The 19,788-nt window shown below is 55.2% G+C and carries 18 protein-coding genes and 1 pseudogene; 17 read left to right on the forward strand and 2 right to left on the reverse strand.

Annotation, left to right across the window (positions count from 1 at the left end):
• Positions 1 to 131: 131 nt before the first annotated feature.
• The 17 genes and pseudogenes from QMX91_RS12095 to QMX91_RS12175 all read left to right on the forward strand — a co-directional run.
• A pseudogene (locus QMX91_RS12095) lies at positions 132 to 764 on the forward strand (helicase-related protein); the annotation flags it as partial.
• Positions 765 to 1,390: 626 nt separating this feature from the next.
• Positions 1,391 to 2,389 carry an ATP-grasp domain-containing protein gene (locus QMX91_RS12100; RefSeq protein WP_033896469.1) on the forward strand — a complete coding sequence of 333 codons (999 nt, stop codon included), beginning with the start codon at positions 1,391 to 1,393 and terminating at the stop codon, positions 2,387 to 2,389.
• Positions 2,390 to 2,467: 78 nt separating this feature from the next.
• On the forward strand, positions 2,468 to 3,607 hold the full coding sequence (locus QMX91_RS12105; protein ID WP_185818860.1) for a trypsin-like peptidase domain-containing protein: 1,140 nt from the start codon (positions 2,468 to 2,470) through the stop codon (positions 3,605 to 3,607).
• Positions 3,608 to 3,680: 73 nt separating this feature from the next.
• On the forward strand, positions 3,681 to 4,808 hold the full coding sequence (locus tag QMX91_RS12110; protein WP_185818861.1) for a phosphoribosyltransferase domain-containing protein: 1,128 nt from the start codon (positions 3,681 to 3,683) through the stop codon (positions 4,806 to 4,808).
• A complete protein-coding gene (locus tag QMX91_RS12115) occupies positions 4,798 to 5,556 on the forward strand; it encodes a hypothetical protein (RefSeq protein ID WP_033896472.1) in 759 nt (252 codons plus the stop codon). Before QMX91_RS12110 ends, QMX91_RS12115 begins: the two co-directional genes overlap by 11 nt.
• Positions 5,549 to 6,643, forward strand: coding sequence for a cysteine protease StiP family protein (locus QMX91_RS12120; RefSeq protein WP_042561215.1), 1,095 nt, complete (start codon positions 5,549 to 5,551; stop codon positions 6,641 to 6,643). The genes QMX91_RS12115 and QMX91_RS12120 overlap by 8 nt, the downstream gene beginning before the upstream one ends.
• Complete coding sequence (locus QMX91_RS12125; protein WP_042561214.1) at positions 6,643 to 7,593, forward strand: HpcH/HpaI aldolase/citrate lyase family protein; 951 nt, start codon at positions 6,643 to 6,645, stop codon at positions 7,591 to 7,593. The genes QMX91_RS12120 and QMX91_RS12125 overlap by 1 nt, the downstream gene beginning before the upstream one ends.
• Positions 7,590 to 8,348 carry an HAD family hydrolase gene (locus tag QMX91_RS12130; protein ID WP_042561213.1) on the forward strand — a complete coding sequence of 253 codons (759 nt, stop codon included), beginning with the start codon at positions 7,590 to 7,592 and terminating at the stop codon, positions 8,346 to 8,348. Before QMX91_RS12125 ends, QMX91_RS12130 begins: the two co-directional genes overlap by 4 nt.
• Positions 8,349 to 8,350: 2 nt before the next feature.
• Positions 8,351 to 8,938: a TerD family protein gene (locus QMX91_RS12135; protein ID WP_033896476.1), complete on the forward strand. Its 588-nt coding sequence runs from the start codon at positions 8,351 to 8,353 to the stop codon at positions 8,936 to 8,938.
• The gene (locus QMX91_RS12140; protein ID WP_185818863.1) at positions 8,938 to 10,119 is read left to right on the forward strand and encodes a TerD family protein; all 1,182 of its coding nucleotides are present in this window, start codon (positions 8,938 to 8,940) and stop codon (positions 10,117 to 10,119) included. The genes QMX91_RS12135 and QMX91_RS12140 overlap by 1 nt, the downstream gene beginning before the upstream one ends.
• A 45-nt stretch (positions 10,120 to 10,164) precedes the next feature.
• Positions 10,165 to 10,614, forward strand: a complete 450-nt coding sequence (locus QMX91_RS12145; protein ID WP_033896478.1) for a tellurite resistance TerB family protein — start codon at positions 10,165 to 10,167, stop codon at positions 10,612 to 10,614.
• A 44-nt stretch (positions 10,615 to 10,658) separates the two neighbouring features.
• A complete protein-coding gene (locus QMX91_RS12150) occupies positions 10,659 to 11,660 on the forward strand; it encodes a TerC/Alx family metal homeostasis membrane protein (RefSeq protein ID WP_042562209.1) in 1,002 nt (333 codons plus the stop codon).
• Positions 11,661 to 11,687: 27 nt separating this feature from the next.
• Positions 11,688 to 12,263 carry a TerD family protein gene (locus tag QMX91_RS12155; RefSeq protein WP_033896481.1) on the forward strand — a complete coding sequence of 192 codons (576 nt, stop codon included), beginning with the start codon at positions 11,688 to 11,690 and terminating at the stop codon, positions 12,261 to 12,263.
• An 83-nt stretch (positions 12,264 to 12,346) separates the two neighbouring features.
• Entirely contained in the window at positions 12,347 to 12,925 is a 579-nt protein-coding gene (locus QMX91_RS12160; protein WP_033896483.1) for a TerD family protein, read from the forward strand.
• Between the two features lie 164 nt (positions 12,926 to 13,089).
• Positions 13,090 to 14,097: a hypothetical protein gene (locus QMX91_RS12165; protein ID WP_185818864.1), complete on the forward strand. Its 1,008-nt coding sequence runs from the start codon at positions 13,090 to 13,092 to the stop codon at positions 14,095 to 14,097.
• A 101-nt stretch (positions 14,098 to 14,198) separates the two neighbouring features.
• Positions 14,199 to 15,155: a lysozyme inhibitor LprI family protein gene (locus QMX91_RS12170; RefSeq protein ID WP_047303542.1), complete on the forward strand. Its 957-nt coding sequence runs from the start codon at positions 14,199 to 14,201 to the stop codon at positions 15,153 to 15,155.
• A 137-nt stretch (positions 15,156 to 15,292) separates the two neighbouring features.
• Complete coding sequence (locus QMX91_RS12175) at positions 15,293 to 16,486, forward strand: DUF4236 domain-containing protein (RefSeq protein ID WP_185818865.1); 1,194 nt, start codon at positions 15,293 to 15,295, stop codon at positions 16,484 to 16,486.
• A 57-nt stretch (positions 16,487 to 16,543) separates the two neighbouring features.
• Here QMX91_RS12175 and QMX91_RS12180 read toward each other — a convergent pair whose 3' ends face one another.
• Complete coding sequence (locus QMX91_RS12180; protein ID WP_185818866.1) at positions 16,544 to 17,800, reverse strand: VWA domain-containing protein; 1,257 nt, start codon at positions 17,798 to 17,800, stop codon at positions 16,544 to 16,546.
• A gap of 327 nt (positions 17,801 to 18,127) precedes the next feature.
• Positions 18,128 to 19,381: a TerD family protein gene (locus QMX91_RS12185; protein ID WP_185818867.1), complete on the reverse strand. Its 1,254-nt coding sequence runs from the start codon at positions 19,379 to 19,381 to the stop codon at positions 18,128 to 18,130.
• Positions 19,382 to 19,788 lie beyond the last annotated feature (407 nt).

The raw sequence follows: 19,788 nt of genomic DNA on the forward strand, positions 1-19,788 counted from the left end.
AGACATCAGTCATTATTTGATGCATCGCTACAACTGGATACGGCCTCATCAATTTAATGGCGGGCTAACGCCGGCTCAGGCCGAGAAAAAACTTAACGTCGTGTCCGGGATTAGTTGACCACTACAGTAACAAGCTTAATTCGATTCGCGAGGTGAAGCCTGACGCCGGCGGCCTAGTGGTAGCAACGAACATTGAACATGCCCATCAGATCGCGGCTATGCTCCGGCACCAAGGTGAGATGTGCCAAGTCGTAACCAACAAGACTCCCAATGCTCAGCAGGTAATCAACGACTTTCGCTACAGCAGTTGTCCTTGGATAGTCGCTGTTGGGATGATCAGTGAAGGGACGGATATCCCTAGGTTACAGGTGTGCTGTCACCTGAGTCGGATCAGGACCGAATTATACTACCGACAAGTTCTAGGACGGATCCTGCGTCGTTCAACTACGACTGACAACGAAGCATGGCTTTACGTCCTGGCGGAACCAACGCTTCAGCAGTTTTCTGAGCGGGTAGCTGATGACTTGCCAGATTCCCATGCTGTGCTCAGCTTGGTACGGGGGGCGCCGAGTGACTCCGTCAGCTACGAGTTTGGAAGTGGCGATGCTGAGTCGAGGAGCGATCTGGAGATCGGGTTCGGCCTTATGCATCCAGATCAAGCTGGTCATAGCTCTTCAGCGTCTCTTAAAGACTTCGTGATTGGACCTGCATACGAGCTTAGTTTTTCGCAACACTACCGCACGCAGTTACTTCGAGTTTGTTAATCCCCGGCCACTCATCTGGTGCGCGCGAGCGGGTTTTGGCTTATGCGGAAATGGACCTTCACGGGTGTCCTCGTTTCATGGAATGTGGATACGCGGAATTTTGCCCAATCGCGTAGTTGTTGACCCTTTAGTCGCCGGACTCCAGGTGGTGGTATAGATTATCCCGGGGTCGATACTGGTTCAAAACTTGAGGACGGTACGGGGTGAGCTTCAGTTGCCCTGCAGCTTCATACGCTGAAATAGAATGTCTGTGGACGATTTACTTGATGTCGCTGCAAAATTGTTAGAAAAATGTTGCGATCGGTGCCCATTCTTAACTGGACTCGACTCGAAAATGACGATGCTGTTTGTTTTTCTCCGGCTGACCTCGCCTAGTTTTGCCTCACCACCACCGTCCCGAATTATTTTACGAGCGCAGGAACCGCATGCAAGCGGTCCAGTTTAAAACCTGAAAACCGAAATTGTGGATGGGAGCTTGTCTCGTGATGACGCTCTCCTGGAACAACGCGCTGCATTGCCTTGACGCTACGGCCGGACTCGTTATGTTCCGGTTGAACTTATCGGATGCTGTCAGTCCCCGTCATCGGGTTTGACTGTCAGTGCACATCTACAAGTGAGGTTAAAACATGATTTGGTTTCTCGAAGGGCAGTCTAGCCAGCGCGACATTATTCAAGGTGCGCGTGATGCGCTGCCACCTGAGGTGAAGATTTTCGCCTCGCATCGCGACGATCGCCCTGAAATCACGGCCGGTGCAGATATTAGTTTCACCGAGCCTCGTGGTGCTGAAGAGCGGATCTCGTGGGTGATTTCGACTGCACGCACCTATGGCATCAAAGTAATCCTGGCAGGTCGATTGGGGGGTGTATTTGAGCAGGCCCGGGCTCGATTCGAGGAAGCTGGCCTGGTGCTGGTAACCGGTGGGACATCGATGCGAACCTTCGACCTCGTTGATGACAAGAGCAGGTTTACTGCTGAGGCAGAGCGTGCTGGCTTGGCTTGCGTGCCGGCGATCACTGCTACGAATGCTGAGGATATGTTTGCTGCTTACGAAACTCTTTCGGCGTCGGGTGAGGTCTGCGTAAAACCTGCAGTCGGCATCTATGGCCAAGGCTTTTGGCGTTTCAAAGAGGGTGCTGATCCCTTTCGCTGCTTTGCTGATCCCGATGCACGGGTTGCGAATTTCGCTACATACATGCGTGCTTACAGCGAAAGAGCAACGCCGCCAGCGATGCTTGTGATGCCTTACATGCCCGGGAGCGAGTGTTCGGTCGATATGGTCTGCGAGGCTGGCCGAGCGATCGCGTTCGTGGCCCGGAGGAAGACCGGCGTCCATCAGATTTTTGAAAACGATGGTGCAGCGGTTGAGCTTGCACTCAAAGCGGCCGAGCATTTCCAGTGTGACGGCATTGTGAACGTTCAGACAAAGGATGATGCGCAGGGTATACCCCACTTGTTGGAAATCAACCCGCGCTACTCTGGTGGCGTTGGTTATACCCGGGAGGCTGGCGTCAATTTGGCGGGCATATTTGCTACTCGCCGCCTGAATCTCCCTGAGCCAGCTACCGTTTGGCGGCCAGACGTACGTGTGAAAGGGGTCACCGTTGCAGCTGTAGTGCCAAAATGACATCCTGAGGCATCGAGAAACCTGAAGTTTGGTACCATTGCAGCGCGGTGGTTTTAGCACTCAAGGAGTAATCAAGGAATGATGGTGCTCGCGCCAGGCGTAAACACCGCGGTATCAGGTGCACGGAGTGAATGGACTCTGGAATGCGGAAACTCCTCGGCTTTCGGGGAGTACGCGGCGATTGCCATACTGCCGGTAAATGACAAACGCCAACCCACTGGTGAGGCTGCACTATTCCAGACTACACAGTCATGGATGGAGTGGAGCGGCGACCAAGCGAAGGTTGGTTGTGAGTTGAACCTGTCAGCCCTCCCGCCCGGCAGCGATCGGGTGCTTCTTATCGCGTACACATTTTCCGCAGCCGGCCCGGTAAGCGAGCTTCGTTCGTTGCATTTGCTTGTGGACGAACAGATCGAATACCGATTGGACCTTCACGATAACGGTGAAGCGGCGATCATCATCGGCGAGTTCTACATCCGTAATCAGCAATGGAAGTTTCGTGCCCTAGCTGAGGGTTCGGCTTATGGGTTGGCAGCCCTTGGGCGTCGGATTGGCATCGATATCAATGACGCTCATCCCAAAGGGCGCAGTCGTACAGGTGATCCTGATCGATCGCGCACGGGAGCAACCGGTACCGGCTTCGCTGTTTCGCAGAACCATGTGCTCACCTGTGCCCACGTAATCGAGGGTATGAGTGAGATATCTATTTCCTCCTTTGAGGGTCGTTATCGTGCGGAGCCAGTCGTAATCGATCAGCGTAACGACATCGCTCTCCTCAGAGTCATGGAATCCCCCACATTGAAACCAGTGTCCTTCAAAAAGGGCTTTGGCTGTGACCTAGGCGAATCTGTTGTTGCTTTGGGTTTCCCGTTGTCAGGTTTTGCCGGCGGCGGTGTGCACGTTACCCAGGGTGGTGTGTCGGCGTTGTTTGGCCTCCACAACGATTCAAGCCTTTTGCAATTTACCGCGGCCATTCAACCAGGCTCTAGCGGATCTCCCTTGTTTGATTCATCAGGTGCCGTAGTCGGTTTGGTCACGTCGACAATGCCTGATGCTCAAAATATGAATTTTGCGGTTAAGGCGTCGTTGCTCCTCTCCTTTCTGGATGCGTGCCGCGTCGATGCACCTCAAACATCCAACAGCAAGACGTTCACCACTGCTGAATTAGCTCGCTCGGCCCAAGCATCTATGTGGCGCGTCGAAGCCAAGAATTTTTAGCCCCTATTTTGACTTGAAAGCTGCGGACGAGACGTTAGGTTATCGACCTCACGCTAACCTAGGAATTTGTTTCATGGAAAGTAACGCAGTAACAAAAGCGCTAAGCGCACAACTGATGCGCGGGCGTCTCGATGTCACCGTCGATGCCTCACAGATCGACCCGGGCTCATTGTTCGGTTTCGCCGAGCGCCGTAATCCCAAGCGTGCGTTTCTATTCGTGTCCAAAGTACTGGGCCGCCATATCCCTGTGCGTCCTTCGATCATGAACGCGAGCTTTCACAGTCTCGCGGCGCAAATACCTGAAGATCTGCCAGGGCCTGTGCTCGTTATCGGCATGGCGGAAACAGCAGTTGGCTTGGGTGCCGGCGTACATCGTGCCTTCAGCGCGACCCGCCCTGACACCGTCTACATGGTCAGCACACGTCACCCGACGGGCAATGAATTGTTCGCCCGTTTTGAAGAAGAGCATAGCCACGCCAGCGCTCATCTCATTCATCTGCCTGTCGATCCCGATGTTCGGGAAATGATGTTGAATGCCCGTTCGCTGGTGCTGGTCGACGACGAAGCCTCCACCGGCAAAACTTTCATCAATCTTCACCGTGCGCTGGTCGATGCCGGCCTGACCCAGGTCGAGCGCGTGGTGACGTGCGTACTGACGGATTGGTCCGGCGATGCTGTTCGCAAAACCATTGGGGACTCAGCACATCAGGTATCGCTGTTGCAGGGTTCGTACACCTTCCACGAGGACGCTGAGGCGCCGCTACCGGAAATGCCGGCCGTTGGTACCATCGAGCCTGGTGAGTGGCCGTTGACGGCGGAGAGTGACTGGGGGCGTCATGGTATTCGCGTCGTAGAAGACACCCTGGCTCTGGACCTGAACGTCAAAGCAGGTGAGCGCGTACTTGTGGTCGGTACCAGTGAATTCGTCTGGCGTCCATTTCTGCTCGCTGAACGCTTAGAGCGTGCTGGCGCAGATGTGCATTTCAGTTCAACCAGTCGCTCGCCAATCGCTCTGGGCCATGCCATCGGTCACGTGTTGTCGTTCGCGGACAACTACGGTCTCGGTATCCCCAACTTCCTCTACAACGTGAGCCCCGGACAGTTTGATCGCGTCCTGATTTGCTCGGAAACACCTGTGCAGGCTGTGTCCGCCTCGCTGATTGAATCCCTGAACGCGGAGGTGATTGTCGATGGTCAATAAGCGCCCCCTCGCCCTGGTCGATCTCGACGACACCCTGTTCCAGACTGCTCGCAAAATGCCAGAAGGTTTGCCGCGGGTCACTGCGACTCTCGATATCGAGGGTCAACCCAATGGCTACATGAGCACTGTCCAACATTCCCTTGCCCATTGGCTCCTATCCACAACCGACGTGATCCCAGTTACAGCGCGCAGCGTTGAAGCATTCAGTCGTGTGCAACTGCCTTTCATGCACGGTGCCGTCTGCTCCCATGGCGGCGTGATCCTTGGTCCTGATGGAAAGCTTGACGAGGAATGGCAAGCACGCATGAGCGATGTTCTTGCTGACTATCAGGCTCGCTTGCCAGGCCTCAGTGAAGCAACCCTCGCCATTGGTAAGGAGCTTGGCATTTCCTTGCGCGGATGGGTTGTCGAGGAAGAAGGCCTGCGCCACTACGTGGTGACCAAGCACAACGAATCCAACGATGAAGTCCTGCAAACGGTACTCGCGGAAGTACAGGCTCGCGGTTTACTGGAAGGGATGCACATCCACGGAAATTCCAACAACCTCGCGTTCTTGCCGCTGGGCCTGTCGAAGGAAGTGGCCGTTCAAGAATTGTTGCGCCGTGATCGTGAGGCCAATGGTGAGCGTCCTGTGCTGGGCTTTGGGGACAGCATCACTGACCTCGGTTTCATGCAGGAGTGTCATATGTGGGCGACCCCTGCGCGTAGCCAATTGGCCAAGCTGGTTGGGGTGAAAATCCATGACTAAGGCCGTTGCGGGTCTGGTTACCGTAGGGAGCGGCAGCTATGCAGCAGATGATGTTCAGTTTCTGCTGCAGGCCGTTCAGATGGAAACCACTGATGTCTTGGAGAAGGAGCGTCTGATTCAGTCGAAGCAGAAGCACTACTCCGAAATGATCAGCCTGGAGAGTGCGCCGACAGACGTGCATAAAGCCCTATACGAGCGCGCACTTGAACAAAACGGTACCCGCATGGCCATGGACGTTCAGTCCCTGGCGCTGGCGCTGAGCGAGGCATGCACGGGTCCGTCAATTGTTCTCGTGTCTTTCGTTCGTGCTGGCCTGCCGCTCGGCGTGTTGTTGCGTCGGGCCCTGCTCGACATGGGTCGAGATGCGCACCACTACGGAATCAGCATCGTTCGGGATCGGGGGATAGATAAGGTCGCCCTCGAAGCCATCATTCAGGCACATGGTGCCGAGAACATCGTCTTCGTCGATGGCTGGACAGGGAAGGGCGCTATCTCTGGTGAGATTCAGCGCAGCCTCAATGGCGACTCACGCTTTCCTGAGGAACCTCGGCTTGTTGTGCTGGCAGATCCCTGCGGCCGGGCGTGGTTGTCCGCGTCGGCTGAAGACTGGGTTATCCCCTCCGGCATCCTTGGTGCGACGGTGTCTGGTCTGGTTTCGCGCTCCATCTGGCCCGCGAATGGAGGCCTGCATGGTTGTGTGGTTTACGACCATCTGCGTGAGCACGATTTAACCCGCGAGTTCATCGAGCAGATCGACGAGAAGCGAAAGGCGCTGGGGGCGGTTCCTCAAGCCTCGCCATGGACCGACACCCAGCGTTTTGAATTGCAGGGTGCAGCTGCGCACGTAGTCAAGTCGCTGGCCTCCCAGTTCGGCATTACCAATCTCAACCGAGTAAAGCCAGGTATTGCCGAAGCAACCCGCGCGGTACTGCGTCGCGTACCGGATCACGTCTTGGTTCGCAGCCGTAGCGACAGCGATGTTCAGTTGCTCATGCACCTGACTGAGGGCGCTGGGGTGGCTGTGGAAGAGGTCGGTGCTGCATTGGGCCCTTACCGGGCGGTTACCATCATTCGGAGTGTGAGCTGATGAAAGTCCTTTCTCCTTATGCCCTGGGGGCAACGCTCTACATGCCGGCCACACGTGCGGATCTGCTGGAAGTGGTTTTCCGCACAAAACTGCCTGAACTGCGTTCTCTGGTTGTTTGCTTGGAGGATGCGGTCGCGGAAATTGACGTCGACACGGCGTTGAAAAATCTGCATGGCCTGTTGACCGCGATCAACGAGCGCGGTGGGCGTCCGTCTGATGGTCCGCTGCTGTTTGTTCGCCCCCGAGACTCGGTGATGGCTGCCGTGCTGAATGAATGGCCATTGATGGCCCACGTCGATGGGTTCGTTGTGCCGAAATTGACCCTGCGCAACCTTGGAGATTGGGAACAGGCCGTTACAAACCCGGCGCTGTACCTCATGCCGACGCTGGAAACTACAGACGTGTTCAACCCAGGTGGAATGGTCGAGTTGGGCCAGGCGCTGAAGGCGAACCTGAATCAGCGAATTATCGCCCTACGTATCGGCGGGAACGACCTGATGGGAAGTCTTGGACTTCGTCGCAATCCCGCAACAACGCTCTACAGCACCCCAATGGGCTACGTGATCCCAATGTTGGCAGGCGTCATGGGGTCTCAAGGTTTCGCACTGACGGCACCGGTGTTCGAACAACTCGCGACACCGCATTTGCTGATGGAGGAGCTGGAACTCGACATCGCCCATGGCTTGGTAGGGAAGACGGCGATTCATCCATCTCAGATCAACACGATCCAGGACGCGTTGCGCGTAAGCCTCGAAGACCTCAACTGCGCCAGGATGATTGTCAGTGAAGTTGCTCCGGCAGTGTTCAAGCACAACGATGCCATGTGCGAGCCTGCGACCCATTACAAATGGGCGGTCAACATCCTTGAAAGAGCAGAGTGGCACGGAGTTCGGCAACCGGATGTAGGACCTATTGAGGCGCCTATCCGTTTGGCCGAGGCCGCGCGATGACAATGGGATTTGACGATGCTGGCGGGCAAAGGCGTCAGGTGCTGTCGGTTTTTGACTTCGACGGCACGCTGACCCGGCACGATAGCTTCGTCCCATTCCTGAAGTTTGCCTTCGGACCCCGGGAATTCAATCGACGCATTTTGCGGCTTGCGCTGCCAAGCGTTCGATTCCTGGCTCGGCGTTTGAATCGTGATGAGTTGAAAGCACAGCTGATCAGCACGTTTCTTACAGGCGTAGAAATGAAATGGGTGCAGGAGCAGGCCGTGAAATTCTGCGGGTTGTTTTGGGAACAGCTCATGCGCCCTTCAGGTTTAAAATCTGTCGCCGCCGAAGTAGAGGCAGGTGCAGTAGTTACTCTCTGCTCCGCGTCCCCAGCGTTGGTGCTCCAGCCGTTTGCGGATCGACTTGGCATCAAGTTGATCGGCACCGAGCTTGAGGCGGTAGACGGTCTGTTGACCGGGCGCATGACTGGCAACAACTGCAGATGCGAGAACAAAGTACTCAGACTTGAGGCTGTGTATGGGCCGCTCGGCCAGTACCGGCTTAAAGCATGGGGTGACACCCGCGGTGATTTCGAGTTGTTGGCCGCGGCGCAAGAAGCACACTGGCGACACTTTCACCCCGCATGGCGCCGTCTTCGCCTGCGGGCAGATAGAAGCGGGAATTTGGGTGTGAGCAATGTCGCGCACGCTAACCTGCAAGTGGCGGTCAACCCTGATCGACACGCGAACACTGATGACCAACAAGGAGCGTAACCATGGCACTTACCCTGCAAAAACAGCAATCCATCTCCCTAGCTAAAACGGCCGGCAGTTCGCTGACCAGCATCAGCCTTGGTTTGGGTTGGGACCCAGTCAAGGCGGGCGGTTTCCTCGGCAAGATGTTTGGTGGTGGTTCCGAGATCGACCTCGACGCTTCCTGCATTTTGCTGAACAGCGATTACCAAAAAATCGACCTGGTGTGGTTCCGCCAACTGAAGTCCCAGGACGGTTCGATCAAGCACTCCGGTGACAATCGTACCGGCGATGGCGAAGGCGATGACGAGACCATTAATGTCGACCTGCAGCGCCTGCCAGCCTCCGTTAAGTACTTGATTTTTACCGTTAATTCATTCACGGGCCAGTCTTTTGAGAAGGTCGAAAAGGCCTACTGCCGTATCGTGAATGGCAGCAACAACACCGAGCTGGCACGCTTCAACCTTTCTGAAAAAGGTGGGCACACCGGCATCGTCATGGCGAGCCTGGCTCGCGAAAATGGCGACTGGGAATTCAAGGCGATCGGCACCACCACGAATGGTCGTACTGCTGACGACCTGATCACTCTGGCCGTTCAGGCGTTGCGCTAATGGCTAATCTCGTACCTGGTGGTAATGCGCCGGTTGCCAGCGGCCAGCTTCGCGTTGATATCAATTACTCGCCTATCCCGGGGGCCGACATTGACGTATCGGCCTTCGCACTGGGCGCCTCGGCCAAAGTCCGAGGCGATGGCGACATGTGTTTCTATGGCCAGCCTCAAATTCTGGGTGGCGCTGTTCAGCTGACCGAATCCTCGGCTGGGCGCGCAGTATTTTCACTCGATACGAGTCGTCTTGATTCTGCAGTTGAGAAAGTGGCGCTCACTGCCACGATCTACGAGAACAAGGCGAGCTTTGAGCGCGTGTCACAACTTTCGGTTGTGGTGACGGGTGGAATTGAAGCTCAAATCCCAACCGGTGGCATGAAGGAAACAGCACTCATCCTCGGCGAATTTTATCGCCGAAATGGTGACTGGAAATTCCGCTGTGTGGCCCAGGGCTTCAATGGCGGCCTTGAGCCGTTGGCCAAGCACTTTGGTGTAGAGGTCGCCGCACCAGCGCCGGCCCCTGCACCTGCACCTGCTCCAGTGGTACAAACGCCGCCGCCTGCTCCGGCCGCTGCACCTAAATCTACGATTAGTCTGAGCAAGGTCACCCTCGATAAAACACGATCGTCTATCAGTCTTGAAAAGACGGCAGCCGGTTTCGGCGAAATCAAGGTGAACTTGAACTGGAACAAAGGCAGCTCGGGCGGCTTCTTCAAGCGAAGCCAATCCGTCGACCTGGACGTTGGTTGCCTGTACGAGCTGCAAGACGGCGAGAAGGGCGTTGTTCAAGCCCTCGGGGAGTCCTTCGGCAGTCTCAATCGGGAACCATACATACAGCTGATGGGCGATGACCGTACTGGCTCTGTTTCCGGTGGCGAGTGGTTGCATATCAATGGCAAACAATGGAGTGAAATTCGCCGCATTTTAGTGTTCGCCTTCATCTATGAGGGCTCGCCTTCTTGGAAAGAAACCGATGGAGTGGTGACTATTTACATTCCTGGTCAGCCTGACATTGAGGTGCGTCTCAATGAAGAGGGTGGCCGTGAACCAATGTGTGCCATAGCGATGCTTGAAAACGTGAACGGTGCCGTTAAGGTCTCTCGGCGGGTGGACTTCCACCGAGGCCACAAACTCATGGACCAGGCTTATGGCTGGGGCATGAGGTGGACTGCCGGGTCCAAATAGAAATCATGGCGGGGTCATACGACCCCGCCCTTGGGGGAACACAACATGTTTGCATGGCTTAAGCAAAACGCAGCAGCAGCGCGTGAAGCACTAACTACCGAAGTTTCGAAGTTCAAGAATCAGAAATTTCTAGATGCGATGACCGCCAATTGCGCTCTCATCTCAGCTGCATCCGGCGGTATCTCTTCTGAGGAAAAACAGAAGATGACCGGCTTCATCCAAAACTCGCCTGAGTTGAAAGTTTTCGACATGGGCGATGTGATCAAGGCGTTCAACGCACACTGTGAAAAGTTCGAGTTCGACTTTCAACTCGGCCAAGCCGAAGCACTGAAGGTCATCGGCAAGATCAAGAACGATGCCGGCGCGTCCCGACTCCTGGTGCGCGTGGGCTGTGCCATCGGTGCGTCGGACGGCGACTTTGACGCCCAAGAAAAAGCGGCCTGCCGTTTGGTCTGCCTTGAGCTGGGCCTTAACCCAGCTGATTTTGAACTCTAAGGAGCGTTACTTTGGACACTCAAATCGGTTTCCCTCCGCTGACCATGGCGGTATTCGTCGGGATCGCGCTCGGCGCGCTTCTCCTCGACATGGTTACTCACCGCGGTGACAAGCCAATTTCCCTGGCTAAGGCTTCGATTTGGTCGATCTTCTGGATCGCTATCTCGTTAGCGTTCGCCGGCTTCTTATACGTACAGCACGGCCCTGAAGTCGCCAGCCTGTTTGTAACTGGCTACGCCCTGGAAAAAGTTCTGAGCGTCGACAACCTGTTCGTGTTCATGGCGATTTTCGCATGGTTCAAAGTGCCAGATGGCATGCGTCACCGAGTCCTGTATTGGGGCATTATCGGCGCCATTGTGTTCCGCGGCATCTTCGTTGCCATTGGTACCGGCCTGTTGGCTTTCGGTCCGTGGGTCGAAATCGTCTTCGCAGTGATCGTGGCTTGGACCGCAGTTATGATGCTGCGCGCCGGCGGTGATGATGAAGAGGAAGAGGACTACTCCAAGCATATGGCTTACCGCTTCGCCCAGAAGTTGTTCCCTGTGTGGCCGAAACTCCATGGCCATAATTTCTTCGTCAGCCGTAAGCAGCTGGAGGTGGAACTCCAGAAGCCTGAGAACAAAGGCATGACTCTGGCAGCAAAAGGAACGATTTTTGCGACCCCGCTGTTCCTTTGCCTTGTAGTGGCCGAAGTGTCTGACGTGTTGTTCGCGTTCGACTCTGTGCCGGCGGTGATCGCGGTTAGCCGTGAGCCCCTGATCGTCTACTCTGCCATGCTGTTTGCGATCCTGGGTCTGCGTACCATGTACTTCGTGCTCGAAGCGCTGAAACGCTACCTGGTCCACCTGGAAAAATCTGTAGTCGCGCTGCTGTTCTTCATCGCCATTAAACTCGGCCTGAACGCAACCGACCACATGTTCCACCATGGCTACACAATCGATGCAAACACCAGCCTGCTGATCGTTATGGTTGTACTGGCGATTGGTGTGGTTGCAAGCCTTGTCTTCCCAGGCAAGGAAGAAGCTCAACCTGAAACCGCTGAGTAACAGCCCATACCACAAGGAGTAATACCCATGGCGTTGACCCTACAGAAAGGTGGCAATCTTTCGTTGACCAAAACCGACCCGAGCCTGACCAAAATCTTGGTAGGCCTGGGCTGGGACCCGCGTGCTACTGATGGTGCTGAGTTCGACCTGGACGCCAGTGCGCTATTGCTGGCAGCAAATGGCAAAGTACGCGGCGAAGCCGACTTCATTTTCTACAACCAGCTGAAAAGCGTTGACGGTTCGGTTGAGCACACTGGCGACAACCGCACCGGTGCGGGCGACGGCGACGACGAAGTAATCAAGGTAGACCTGAGCCGCATCCCGGCCGACGTGGACAAAGTGGTCTTCATCGTTACCATCCACGATGCAGAAGTACGCAAGCAAAGCTTCGGTCAGGTCGGCGGCTCCTTCATTCGCATCGTTAACGATACGACCAATGCGGAAGTCGTTCGTTACGACCTGGCAGAAGACGCGTCGACTGAAACTGCGATGGTGTTTGCTGAGTTGTACCGCAACGGCGGCGAGTGGAAATTCCGCGCTGTTGGCCAGGGTTATGCCGGCGGCCTGAAAGCTCTGGCCAATAACTATGGCATGAATTTTTAACGCCTAAGTCGTTAATTTAATTATTTTTTGTTTGCTTGGTCTTGATTTCAAGGCCTTGTTTACCTCACTTAAAGGAATCGAAAATGGCCGTATCTTTGCAGAAAGGCGGGAACGTAAGTTTGTCTAAAGAGGCCCCAGGCCTGACCGAAGTCACTGTAGGTCTGGGTTGGGACGCACGAGTTACCGACGGTTCGAAATTCGACCTCGACGCGTCGATCTTCATCCTGGGTGAAAGCGGCCAAGTCCTCGACGACGCCAGCTTTATCTTCTATAACAACAAAAAATCGGCAGACGGTTCGGTTGAACACCTGGGCGACAACCAGTCCGGTGAAGGCGCTGGTGATGACGAGCAAGCCAACGTCAAGTTGACCGGTCTGGCTGCCGCTGTGAAGAAACTGGTATTCGCTGTGACCATTCACGACGCTGAAGCACGCAAGCAGAGCTTCGGCCAGGTTGCTAACGCTTACATCCGTGTAGTGAACAAGGCTGACGGCAAAGAACTGGCGCGCTACGACCTGAGCGAAGACGCTTCGACCGAAACCGCGATGATCTTCGGCGAGCTGTACCGCAATGGCGACGAGTTCAAGTTCAAGGCGATCGGCCAAGGTTTTGCTGGCGGCCTAGCCCCGCTGGCTAAATCGATGGGCGTGAACATCGGCTAAGCCGCAAGGCTTGAGAAAGCCCCCGCGAAATGGGGGCTTTTTCTTGCCTACAGAAAGACCACGGAGTGGGTCCTGTGGGCGGTATCTACCACTTCTTCACTAGGAGCGACTGCTGGCGATCGCCATGACAGTCCACCGGTTCTCGGTTTCAAAAGGATATTTGGATGGGCATGTTTCGTGGGGTTATAGCTGCAGGTGTTTTGGTGTCCATGTCAGGCTGCGGAGCCTACAACGACTTCAAGGCCAACAATGCAGTTCAAGAATATAGGCAGGCATGCCTTGGAAATTATACGAACGAGTGCGAAAGCAAACTGGTCGACACGAACATTGTCATGCTCGAGCTCGCGCGCAGTAACATCGACAGGGAAAAGGATACGATCGTGCAGGTCGTGGGCAAGGACGGGTTTGATCGCTTCTCAAAAACCGCCAACGAGCTAATTGACCACCTGGTCGATCAACAAGAAAACAAACGTCCCGGTTTTTTTGCGCGATGGTTCCTGGGTGAAGCCCAACCGTTCGGAAATACCCGCAACCAACTCTTCGACATTTCAGACATGCAAGAACTGCGTGCTGCAGTGCTTCAAAAGGTCAGCGCTGGTGTTCAAGCGAGCAAAACATCTGCTAAGCCTGACGAACCAATGACTGAGACCGAGGCAATTTTGTTGGGCAAGGTACCTCAAGCACCGAGTCAAACTCAGGTCACCCCGACTGCCCGGCCGGCGGAGCCAGCGAGCCAGTCGGTTGAGCCAGCAGTTCAGGCAAAAGCATTAGTGCCATCCGACCTTGCTGCATCTGCAGATCGGATGATCTCGAGTGAGATTGATCAGGATGGTGGGGATGAATACAAGGACGGTCGTCAGATCATCTTTGCTGACTTGAATAACGACGGTATCAAGGATGCCGTGGTGCTTTACACGATCGAAGGTCAAGGCGGCGGTAATGGCTACTTCCAAACACTTGCCGCGTTCATTGGCGGTTCGGCAGGCTGGGAGTTCCGTGGGAAAGCTGTAGTCGGCAATGGTGTCCAGGACATCCAGGTGGTTGATCCCCAAACCGTCAGGCTGACTGTTCTCTCCGTCGGTCCGGATGATGCTGATTGCTGCCCGAGTGTTCAGAGCACCGAAAACTACAAGTGGGACGGCACGACATTTCTTCAGGCCCCAACGTCGTAAGTAAGAGCCAGGCATCAGGCACCTAGCCGCGTGCATGCGAGCGCGGTTAGGCAGGGCTCTGGCGAAACGCTGGAGCAAACAAAAAGAAGGAAAAATCTAATATGTCGCGCTTCAACATCGGCTCTGGCCTTTTCGCCATGTTGCTCACCCTGGTATCAGCCCACTCCAACGCCACCAGCTTTGATTGCACCAAAGCTGCAAGCTTTGCTGAGAAATCGATTTGCACAGATTCTGCACTCAGTCGTCTGGATGAGCAGATGAACTCCGAATATGTCCGCGCATTAGACGCAGCGCCGAACAAGGCCCAGGTCCGTCAAGATCAACGAGACTGGTTGCGTCTGCGCGACAACTGCAAGACCGCCAGTTGCTTAACCGCTTCGATGACTGATCGGCTCAGTGTTCTATTACGCACCAAGGTTGATCATCCATCTAAAGCGCCAACCTCCGTTGCCGCTACCCGGGTTGATCAATCTGAAACGAATGTGATTTCAAAGGCCGCTACTTCTCCAATGGTTCCCGCCGCGGTGAAGCCGGCAGCGACGCGAAGTGCAGCGGATGATCATCAAGCGATCCTGAACTTGAAGATTGGCCTGTTCGTGATGGCAATGTTGCTGCTGGTCTGCATTTACCTGCACCGCCGGGGGACCATTACGATCTATCAGGACTACACCGACGCGCTTTGGACAACCTTGACTCCGATCTTGGGGATTGGTGCGTATTTCGTCGCGAGCGCCTGGCTCGAGGTCCCACGCAACTACTCCATCATTGCTGCCTGCGTCCTCGGTGGTCTTATGTCCTTGCAGGTGCTTATCCAAACGTACAGAAGCAACAGCATCTGGTTTTTCCTTCTATCCCTCTTTGCAAAGGTCATTCTGCTGACCTTCTACTTCCTTATGATGGCTCTCCTGCTGTGCGGTGGTGCCCGCACCAAAAGTGAGGCCCGGCGGCGGCGCGGCTGGGCAGTTCTTGCCACGACCGTGTTCGTATTCCTCTCAGGCTGGATGTGCCGCAATCGGCAATTCAGTTCGATCGACGATTACATTGCCGGACGGGCATAAGTGACATATCGGTGGTTGCGCTATTGCCACAGGCGCGACCTCCGATGTAAATGAAAGTCGAGCCTGTCGTAGGGGCCCCAACCGATGCCGGCATTTCAAGCAACAAAGAATCCAGGAATAAGGATCAAGGAGTAGTCATGGGATTTCGTTTCAGCAAGCGAATCACGATTGTGCCTGGCGTACGCCTTAACATCAGCGGAAAGGGGGTCAGTACTTCGATTGGGCCCCGTGGTCTGAGTATGACGATGGGCCGCAACGGCACTTATCTCAATGCGGGTTTACCCGGTACTGGTCTTTCATACCGCGAGAGGATCGACCGGCCCAGTAGATCGAGTAGTTCCCAACCAGGCCCTGCCGGAAGCGAATACTCGGGCCAGGTAAAGGTGAAAGTAAACGACGACGGCACGTTGTTGATTACGGACATGGATGACATCGAGTTGCCGACTGCTGTCATCAAACGTGTCAAATCGGAGATGGCCGATTCCATTCAGGACTTGCTGGCGAAAGCTGCTGATAAGGTCAATCAGGATCTCGAATCCTGCCTAGGTGTGCACCTACTTACGCCTCGGCCGGGTGCCATGCCGGTAATCCCAGCTCCATTCGCCATTGAAGAACCCACGAGGCCCACTCAGCAGACGCCAGGCTTGATGGATCGAATGCTCCTTCGCAGCGCGAAGATTGAGCGTGAGGCTGAGTCGGCGGAAGAGCAGTATCAACAAGACCTCGCGAACTGGCAGTCCACGCGGGACGCCCATGAACTTGAACGCACCGAAATCGAGAAAGCATTCCGGCTGGCGGCAAAGGGCTTCAGTGCTCAGATGGAACGTGCCCTGGACTATGTGTTGAGCGGCATTGCCTGGCCAAAAGAAACCCAAGTGGCCTATGAGTTCTCACAAGACGTTACCGGCGTCGCGCTCGATGTTGATTTACCTGATGAGGGCGATATCCCGCAGCGCAGCGCTGAAGCCCGGGGTAACGGCAAACTAACCTTCAAAAATCGTTCGGATGCCCAGGTACGCAGAGACTTTGTCGCGCTGTGCTATGGCTCTCTGTTTCGAGTTGTAGGAGAGGTATTTGCTCTACTGCCAGCGATCCAGAAGATCCTGGTGTCGGGCTACATTCAGCGTAACAACACCGCAACCGGTGCGGTGGATGATCACTACGTGCTCTCGGTCTTAGTAGGCCGAGATCAGTGGGATGCGATTGATTTTAATCGTCTGGATGCGATCGATCCTGCAGCGACCCTGAACGCGTGTGGCGCAGTGGTAAAGCTGGACCGCTCTGCGCGTTTTGTTGAGGTGACGCCGATGGATATGTTGGTCTTGAACTGAAGACAACCGCGGCGGCTTGAGCCGCCGCGGTGTGAGGCAGGGCAGTGCAGGAGAGGATTAGCGAATGATTCCTTCGCGCTTTGCCTCCAAGATCCACATCGGGAATTCCTGCATCAGCCGGTCGTACAACTGCTCTTCCGTCATGTCGTGAAGGTCATCCAGGGCAAAGAATCCGCAGTTGTCCACGACTCTCCCGGGCATGGTGTCCAGTTTTTCCAGAATGCCGTAATTCCGGCCTGCTAAACCAACGTATTGCCAGAAGATTCCCAGCTTCGCTGCATCCACCATCAGTTGCGTGATCTTGCGGTTTTCAGAAACGCCACCGTCGCTGATGAAAACGACAAACATAGGGGTTTTGTCTTTGGACGCCTGGAAGGATTCGATCACTTTTTGGATCGCTCTCGGTTCATCATTGTAACGCCGACCGACGTCCCACTTGGTCCAGCCATTGTTGTCGGATTCGACAAAGTTCTGGTAGTTGGTAAGCGTCACAGGTGAGAGTCGCAGTGGCCGTTCGGCGAATGTCCAGCACTCAAGTTCGGCATCTGTATCCATGGCTACGGCGATGGGCACAAGACGATTGAGGACTTCCTGTACGCGGCCGGTTTTGTATTGATTTCGCATCGAGTCGGTGACGTCGAGCACGAGCAAAACACGAGCTTTCATCCCAACCAAGCAGGCTTTCTCGAGGCTTACCTGTGCCTTCTTGGCCAGACTGACCAGTTCCGGCGCGACAGCAGCTACACGTTTCTCCAGAGAGATTGTGGAGGGAGATGGGGCAGGTGCTGGTGCCGGTGCAGCTTCTTCAGTAACTTCGCCGCCAAAGTGCCTCACGAGAGCGTCCAGGCCCTCAGCAAAACCCTGAAGGTTAGAGGCCAACCGCCACTCCCCATTCTTTCGGTAAAGCTCAACGATCATTACCGCTTTCTCGGTTGTGAACGTGAGCCCTGAGAACGCGCAGGTCGCTCCTATCTCACCAGCGGGGCTGATTACTTTGAAGTTGCCATTCCGGATGTCACTCATCGCCCCGGCACCGTCGATGGAGGCAGTGAAGATCAAGCGATCGATAGTGGCGGGCAGGGTGGCTAGATTAATTTCAAACTGGCCACCCGCAGCAAGCTTCACACTGCTGCAAGGCGTAACAGGCTGATTGAAGAAGACCATATAGCGATCATCAGAAAGCTTGCCTTGGTCGTCGACACCGAAACAGACGAAGTCGACTACGCTGGGGCTTTCGATGTTGACCGAGAGAGTGAAGGATAGACCGGGAAGAATATTTGCCAGCGACATGCGCTGGCCTTGGGTGATCTGCATGCATGGTTCCTTTGTGACGATTAGAGCGCCTGATGATGAGATGGCCTTGGTGAAACAGCCGTATCTGCACCGGCGGCTGGTTCATCCGTCGGGTTAAACCTAACGGCGCTCGAAGTTCCTGCAAGTCTTATACGGCCAGTGAGGTCGCCGCGGGAAGTTCCTATGGGAAGAGCTGTTTTGTTCGAGGGCGCGGGGCGATTCAACATGGGTTTATGAGGCCGATGATGCTGGCATACAACCAAAATAGAAATCCCGCGGCGGCCGTGTGCCGTCGCGGGAGTACTGGTCAGGCATGAAGCTGCTTAAAGCGCCTACTAGCACGAAAGCTTAGACGTACTGCTTTTTGCCGCTCCTTTCGATTGGGCGCCCTTTGAATACGTGTGGGCCGTCCATGGTTAGCTCAATTTTGTCTCCCTTCCGAGTCAGCCAGGGGGTGGCTTCACTGCCGGCTTTGGAGGTAACTCCGGATGGACTTAGATGGATACCATCTTGGTCAATTTCGATTTGACCGATTACATAGGTGAACACCATTGAGCTGAAAAACCCGGACTTGAATTCGAATGCGCACTCTACGACCTGGTCGCCGTATTCCATCCGCATCTTTGGTTTCAGCGATGCCACCGAAACCGCACCGTTGTCTACTGCTGAATAAACGCTGCAGACCAGCACTACCTTGCCCCCCATGAGCTGCGAGATTGCTGGATTAATTTCGACGGTTTCAATACCTGGAGCGGAGGCGCTGGCGCAGACTACGTCACCGGTATGGAAAACGAAGGGATCGACGTCAAAAGCCCCACGCTTGTCAGGTGCCTGGATGATGGACATTCGCCCATCAGGACGAAGGATGCCGATCCGCAGATCGAGGTCGTCATTGTCAGATCCGTCGCCGTTATCAACCCACGTTGCGCTGACCCGAATAACCTTTGGAGCGGACGGCCCTTTTTCGAGGGACACCTTGTGGCTGCTGCCAGGTTTGTCCAGTTTAACCACGGTCTTGGCGATGTTGACGGGCTTTGGAGGCGGTGCAGGTGTCGCCGCCGGCGCGGAGGATGCAACGTCTTCAACTTCGATGCCATAAAACCCGCAGAGTCCGGCAAGACCTGAGGCGAAACCTTGCCATACAGAGCGCGCCTTGAGCTGGCCGTTCCGGACGTACAACTCAAGCACGATGATGCCCGTCTCTTGTGAAAAGGGCTCAGGTGCCAGTTCCAGGGTTTGGTCCCCGGCAATGACGATAGCGCGAAGGTCTTTGACTGCTTCGAAGCCGCCGGCGTTGCCGTCTTGCGTCAAAGTGATTGCGATCTTCGTGATATTGGACGGGAGTCGAGACGAGTCGAAGCTGATGCTGTGACTGACCGTGTCGCCATGAGCGATCGGGGGCGCGAATGTCGCCGCGCCTGAAGGGTGCACGGGTGCATTGAAGAAAACCATGCCGCTGTCATCCACCACCTTGCCAGTGTCGGTGACCAAAAACGCAGTAAGGTTTACGTCCAGGTTGTTACCTGCCGCATGGGTAACTTCCACCCGCCCTTGGGAGGAAGAGATCGTTGTGTTCTCGCCGGGTTTGAGTGACTGATTCAATTCATGCCGCCTATTCCATGGGTTTTCGCAATGCATTGTTCATGCGCTGCGCTTTCGTTGTTTGAGCGCGAACGCCGGCCAAGGGGAAAGATCCCCTCATTGGGACTGATCGCATTGATGCAGTTTAACGGCTTGGCCGCCGGCGACCGCCGAGACATCCATTCTCCATTTACACACCGTCTGAAACCCAGAATTGGAACGTGCGGGAGGGAATGTTGTGCCCGGCATTGAAAGTCCTCTCAGTCCCGTTAAGTTCTGATCGTAGGTAACGAAAACATCTGCCCGGCGTTCTGCATCGGAATTCGACGGGGCATTTTGAGTGGTGCCGTCTTCTGCTAGATGGCAATATGCTACATCTATTTGCGCTCCCCCTTATCATCCAGGGCCTGGCGTTTAATTTCTGACAA

Origin of the sequence: Pseudomonas sp. PS01299 (assembly GCF_029960145.1) — a bacterium.
In the GTDB taxonomy this organism is placed as follows: domain Bacteria; phylum Pseudomonadota; class Gammaproteobacteria; order Pseudomonadales; family Pseudomonadaceae; genus Aquipseudomonas; species Aquipseudomonas putida_A.